General features: G+C 73.9%; 6 protein-coding genes. All 6 read left to right on the forward strand.

Annotated elements, in window-relative coordinates:
• Positions 1-419 (forward strand): acyl-CoA carboxylase biotin carboxyl carrier protein subunit (locus AAHZ94_RS27415; protein ID WP_349996126.1); only part of this gene is annotated, 419 nt, incomplete at its 5' end.
• Between the two features lie 258 nt (positions 420-677).
• Positions 678-1,841 (forward strand): acyl-CoA dehydrogenase family protein, encoded by a 1,164-nt coding sequence (locus AAHZ94_RS27420; protein WP_349996127.1) that lies wholly within the window; start codon positions 678-680, stop codon positions 1,839-1,841.
• A 176-nt stretch (positions 1,842-2,017) separates the two neighbouring features.
• Positions 2,018-2,917 carry an enoyl-CoA hydratase family protein gene (locus tag AAHZ94_RS27425; protein ID WP_349996130.1) on the forward strand — a complete coding sequence of 300 codons (900 nt, stop codon included), beginning with the start codon at positions 2,018-2,020 and terminating at the stop codon, positions 2,915-2,917.
• Complete coding sequence (locus tag AAHZ94_RS27430) at positions 2,914-3,540, forward strand: TetR/AcrR family transcriptional regulator (protein ID WP_349996133.1); 627 nt, start codon at positions 2,914-2,916, stop codon at positions 3,538-3,540. The genes AAHZ94_RS27425 and AAHZ94_RS27430 overlap by 4 nt, the downstream gene beginning before the upstream one ends.
• A 46-nt stretch (positions 3,541-3,586) precedes the next feature.
• Positions 3,587-4,519 (forward strand): hypothetical protein, encoded by a 933-nt coding sequence (locus AAHZ94_RS27435; protein ID WP_349996134.1) that lies wholly within the window; start codon positions 3,587-3,589, stop codon positions 4,517-4,519.
• 387 nt (positions 4,520-4,906) lie between these two features.
• Positions 4,907-5,554: a DUF4360 domain-containing protein gene (locus tag AAHZ94_RS27440; protein WP_349996135.1), complete on the forward strand. Its 648-nt coding sequence runs from the start codon at positions 4,907-4,909 to the stop codon at positions 5,552-5,554.
• The last annotated feature ends 113 nt before the right edge of the window (positions 5,555-5,667 follow it).

Genomic DNA, 5,667 nt, shown 5'->3' on the forward strand with positions numbered 1-5,667 from the left:
GGGGCGGGGGGGGCCCGGGGGGGGGGGGGGGGGGCCCCACCCCGCCACCCCCCCCCCCCCCCCCCCCCCCCGCACCCCCCCCCCCCCCCCCGCCCCCCCCGGGGCGCGAGGTGCCCCCCGCCCCGGCCGGCCACCCCACCGCCCACGCCTTCACCCGCCTCCCGCGCTTCCCCGACCCCACCGCCCGCGCCGAACCCGGCTCGCTGCTCGCGCCGCTGCCCGGCACGGTCCTGCGGCTGGCGGGCATGGCGGTGGGTGATGCCGTACGGGCCGGGCAACCGCTGCTCTGGCTTGAGGCGATGAAGATGGAGCACCAGATCAGCGCCCCCGCCGCCGGCACCCTCACCGAACTCCCCGTCGCGGTGGGCCAACGGGTGGACGTCAGCACCCTGCTGGCGGTCGTCACGGCCCCCGACTGACCCCGCGCACCGTGACTGACCGCGCACCGTGACCGACCGCGCGCACGCCGACCGACCACCGTACGCACCTTCGGCCGGCCGGCCGCCACCCGCCCCGGGCCGACCGCCGCGCACTCCGACCAGCCACCGCGTACCACTGACCGAGCCCGTGCACCCGACCGAGCCCGCGCACCCCGACCCACCGACCTGGGCCGGCCCCCGTGCACAATCCCGGGAGCCGGCCGGACGACTGGCAGGACCCGCGCCGAGGAGGACGCCATGCCCCACGCCCTGATCGAGTCCGAGGAACACCGCGCGCTGCGCTCCGCGGTCGCCGCGCTCGGTGCGCGGTACGGCCGCCCGTACCTGGACGGCGTCGTACGCGCCGGCGCCTACCCCGACGAACTCTGGTCCGAGGCCGGCAAGTTGGGCTACCTCGGCGTCAACCTGCCGGCGGAGTACGGCGGCGGGGGCGCCGGCATCACCGAACTCGCCCTCGTCCTTGAGGAGCTCGGCGCCGCCGGCTGCCCGCTGCTGATGATGGTGGTCTCGCCGGCGATCTGCGGCACGGTCATCGCCAGGTTCGGCACCGACGAGCAGCGGCGGGCCTGGCTGCCCGGGCTCGCCACCGGCTCGCGCACGATGGCCTTCGGCATCACCGAGCCCGACGCGGGTTCCAACGCGCACCGCATCACCACCACCGCCCGCAGGGACGGCGCGGACTGGGTGCTCACCGGCCGGAAGGTCTTCATCTCCGGGGTGGACCGCGCCGACGCCACGCTGATCGTCGGCCGCACCGAGGACGCCCGCACCGGCAGCCTCAAGCCCTGCCTGTTCATCGTGCCGCGGGACACCCCGGGCTTCGCGTACCGGCCCATCCCGATGGAGGTGGCGGCGGCGGAGAAGCAGTTCGAACTGACCCTGGACGAGGTGCGGCTGCCGGCCGCCGCGCTGGTCGGCGACGAGGACGCGGGGCTGCGCCAACTCTTCGCCGGGCTCAACCCGGAACGCATCATGACCGCCGCGTTCGGCCTCGGCATGGGCAGGTTCGCACTGTCCCGGGCCGTCGAGTACGCGGGGTCCCGCCAGGTCTGGCAGACCCCGATCGGCGCCCACCAGGCCATCGCCCACCCGCTGGCCCAGTCCCACATCGAACTCGAACTCGCCCGGCTGATGATGCAGAAGGCGGCACACCTCTACGACACGGGCGAGGACCGGGCGGCGGGCGAGGCCGCCAACATGGCCAAGTACGCGGCCGGCGAGGCGACCGTGAACGCCGTCGACCGCGCCGTACACACCCTCGGCGGCAACGGCCTGGCCTCGGAGTACGGGCTCGCCTCACTGGTCACGGCGGCCCGAGTGGTACGCATAGCCCCGGTCAGCCGCGAGATGATCCTCAACTACATCTCCCACGCGTCACTCGGCCTCCCCAAGTCGTACTGACGCCCGGCCCGGGCCCGCTGCGTCGGCCCTCCGTACGGGCCCCCGTGCCAGCGGCCCGTACGAGCCCCAGCAGTAGCAGCAGTAGCAGTAGCAACAACAGCAACATCAGGACCAGCAACAGCAATAAGAAGACCAGCAACAGCAACTCTCGAACCAGGAAGGAGGCCGGCGGACCGATGACCGAGACATCCGATGGCCACCGGCCGGCGGGGCCGAACGAGGAGCGCCCGGCACCGCTCGTACGGCGCGGCCACGACCGCGGCATCACCACCCTCACCCTCGACTCGCCGCACAACCGCAACGCGCTCTCGTCCCGCCTGGTGACGGAGTTGCTCGCGGGCCTGACGGCAGCCGCTGCCGACCCGGCGGCCCGGGCCGTACTCATCGACCACACGGGCAACACGTTCTGCGCCGGCGCCGACCTGACCGAGGCGACGTCGGCAGCGCCGAAGGGGCCCGCGGCCCCGACCCCCGCCGCCACCGACCCCGTACCGCGCGGCCCGCAGGCCATCGTCCACCTGATGCGCGCCGTCGTGGAGTTGCCGCTGCCCGTGGTGGCCCGGGTGCGCGGACACGTACGGGCCGGCGGGCTCGGCCTGCTCGGTGCGTGTGACGTCGCGGTGGCCGGGCCGGCGGCCAGCTTCGCCTTCACCGAGGCCAGGCTCGGCCTCGCGCCGGCCGTCATCTCGCTGCCGCTGCTGCCCAGGCTCGACCCGCGGGCGGCCGGCCGCTACTACCTCACCGGCGAGCGGTTCGACGCGGCCGAGGCCGCCAGGATCGGCCTGATCACCCTGGCCGGCGACCCGGAACGGGCGCTCGAACCGATCCTGGACGGGCTGCGCCGCGGCGCGCCACAGGGCCTGGCCGCGGCGAAGCGGCTGGCCACGGCCGAGGTGCGGCGCGCCTTCGACCGGGACGCCGCGGCCCTGGTCGCCGAGTCGGCACGGCTCTTCGCGTCGGCCGAGGCCCGCGAAGGAATGACCGCCTTTCTGGAACGCCGTGACCCGATATGGCCATCTACCCGTACCGAACGGGTGGCGTCGGCCGCCCCCAGTACCGCGGAGGCCCCCCGTTGACCACCCGCCCAGCCCTGCGCGACCCCAAGCAGGACCGCAGCCGTGCCACCCGGCAGCGGCTGCTCGAAGCCGCCATCTGCTGTCTCGCCGAACACGGCTGGGCCGGCTCGACCGTCGCGGTGGTCGCCGAGCGGGCCGGCGTCTCCCGGGGCGCCGCGCAGCACCACTTCCCGACCCGCGAGGACCTGTTCACGGCCGCCGTCGAGCAGGTCGCTGAGGAGCGCACGGCCGCGCTGCGCTCGCTGCTGCCGGCCGCGGCCGACCCGCCCGAGCGGGACGGCCCCGAGCGGACGCACGCCGTGGTGGACGCCCTGATCAGCCTGTACACCGGGCCGCTGTTCCGGGCCGCGCTGCAACTGTGGGTGGCGGCCTCCAACGAGCCGCAACTCGGCTCCCGGGTGCAGGCGCTCGAAGCCCGCATCGGCCGCGAGACGCACCGCATGGCGATCGAACTCCTCGGCGCCGACGAGCGCGTCCCCGGCGTCCGCGAAACGGTGCAGGGCATGCTCGACATGGCCCGCGGCCTCGGCCTCGCCAACCTCCTCACGGACGACGCCCCCCGCCGCGAACGCGTGGTCACCCAGTGGGCGAGACTGATCCACGAGGTGCTGGCACGGGGCTGACGCGGGGTCGACACGCACGGTCCCCCGGGCGAGAGGGGCGCACGACGTGCAGGACGACAGGCAGGGCGGCAGACGGGCCGACGGGTCCCACGGCGGACGGGCCGACGGGTCGTACGACGGGTCGTACGGCGCGTCGTACGAAGCCCAGCGCGAGGACCATCGCGAAGCCCATCGCGAGGACCAGCCCGACGGCCGGCCGGAGCCGCAGCCGGAACCGGAGCCGCAACCGGAGTCCCAGGGCGGAGCCCAGGACCAACCGCGACCCGGACCGCAGCCGCAGCCGCAGGGCGAAACCCTGGGCGATTCCCAGGGCGAGACGCGGGGCGCCACCCGGGCCGTGCCGGTGGTCGGCGCCGGACGCGTCCCGGCCGGTGCGCTGCCGCGGCGGTCGGCCGGGACCTGGCTGCGGACCCTGCTCGGCGACCTCGTCGCCCTGCTGGCGCGCCGCCCGGTCGCCCTGGCCGGCGCGAGCCACGCGATACGGCACTCCGCCGACGCACGGCAGGCCATCTACCTGGTCACGGCGGCCGACCTGGTCTCCAGCGTCGTCGTGGACGCGATGATCCCGGCTGCCTATCGGCTGTTGCACATCGCCTGGGTGGTCTGCTCGCTCGTCCTGACCGCGGGCTGCTGCGCGATGACCGCCCGCGCCCCGCACCTCATCGACGCCGACACGCTCCACCTGCGCACCGGCCCCTTCCGCACGCTCGCCGTCCCGCTCGCGCGCATCGCGTCCGTGCGTCCCGCCCACGGCCTGACCCCGAGCCACGGCCTGCGCCGCTCCCTGGACCGGCCCGACGCGGTCGCCTGCTCCGTCAGCAGCGCCACCACCATGGCCGTCGAACTCGCCGAACCCCTCCCCGTACGGTTCCGCAAGGGCGAACCGGTGCTGGCGCGGCACGTGTACTTCGCGGCCGACCAACCCGCCGAGGCCGCGCGCCTCATCCGCAACGCCCTCCCGGCGGCCGAACCGCGGTAACACCCGCGCCCGGGCGGGGCCGTCCCCCGAGGTGAGGCCGCCCCCGGGGCGGGGCTGTCCCCTACACCCCTCCTACGTCGTATGAGCTCTTCTACGACGCATGGGCCTTCTACGTTGCATGGGGCTTGTACGCCGTATGCCTACGGTTTGGCCGGAGTTCGCCCTAGGCGGCGTCCCTACGGTTCCTTAACATCTCGCTCGGTTGGCATGCGCATGCCGCTCAGATCACATGCGCCTCTGTCGAACCGCTGCACCGTTCCAGATCGCTCCAGATCGTTCCTGGGCATCGGCGGGTCGCCGTTTCGTACGCGTACGTCCCCAGTTCCGCGGTGATCCCTGCGTGCCCGCAGCAAGTGCCCATCCCCAAGGCAGACGATTGGACTTCCCATGCATCCCGGCATTCTCGCGACCGGCGCCGTAGTGGGCCTGTTCTCCGCGACGCTCTCGCCGCAGAGCCCGTCCGCGATCATCAACCCGCCCGACGACAAGATCGTCATCGAACTCGCGACGGTCAACGGCTCCGGCTGCCCGAAGGGCTCGGCCGAAGTGGCGGTCTCCCCGGACAACACCGCGTTCACCGTCACCTACAGCAAGTACCTGGCCAGAGTCGGCGGTGACTCCGACCCGACCGAGTTCCGCAAGAACTGCCAGCTCAGCCTGATCGTGTACGTCCCCAGCGGCTTCACCTACGCGATCGCCAGCGCCGACTACCGCGGCTACACCTCGCTGCAACCCGGCGCCACCGGCCAGGAGAAGGCGTCGTACTACTTCCAGGGCTCCCCGGACACGGCCGCCATCAGCCACAACTTCAAGGGCCCGCAGAACGACAACTGGCAGGCCACCGACGAGACCGACTGGGGCCAACTGGTCTGGGCCCCCTGCGGAGCGCGCCGCAACTTCAACATCAACACCGAACTCCGCGTGAACGCCGGCACGTCGGACCCGAAGAAGACCAGCTTCATGACGATGGACTCGACGGACACCGACATCAACACGGTCTACCGGCTGGCCTGGAAGCAGTGCCCGAAGCCGTGACCCGCGCCCCGCACCGACGCCCCGCCTGACCAACCACCCCGCCCGGCCGAAGGGGACGCCCTCCGGCCGGGCGGGGCGGCGCGTTCCCCGCCCGCCCCGCCGCCCCCCCCCCC

It is taken from the genome of Streptomyces sp. HSW2009 (assembly GCF_040240285.1).
Taxonomy (GTDB): domain Bacteria; phylum Actinomycetota; class Actinomycetes; order Streptomycetales; family Streptomycetaceae; genus Streptomyces.

Excerpts from the sequence above, each read along its gene's own strand:
- AAHZ94_RS27420 (WP_349996127.1), top strand. The coding sequence starts at position 678 with ATGCCCCACGCCCTGATCGAGTCCGAGGAACACCGCGCGCTGCGCTCC.
- AAHZ94_RS27425 (WP_349996130.1), top strand. The coding sequence starts at position 2,018 with ATGACCGAGACATCCGATGGCCACCGGCCGGCGGGGCCGAACGAGGAG.
- AAHZ94_RS27440 (WP_349996135.1), top strand. The coding sequence starts at position 4,907 with ATGCATCCCGGCATTCTCGCGACCGGCGCCGTAGTGGGCCTGTTCTCC.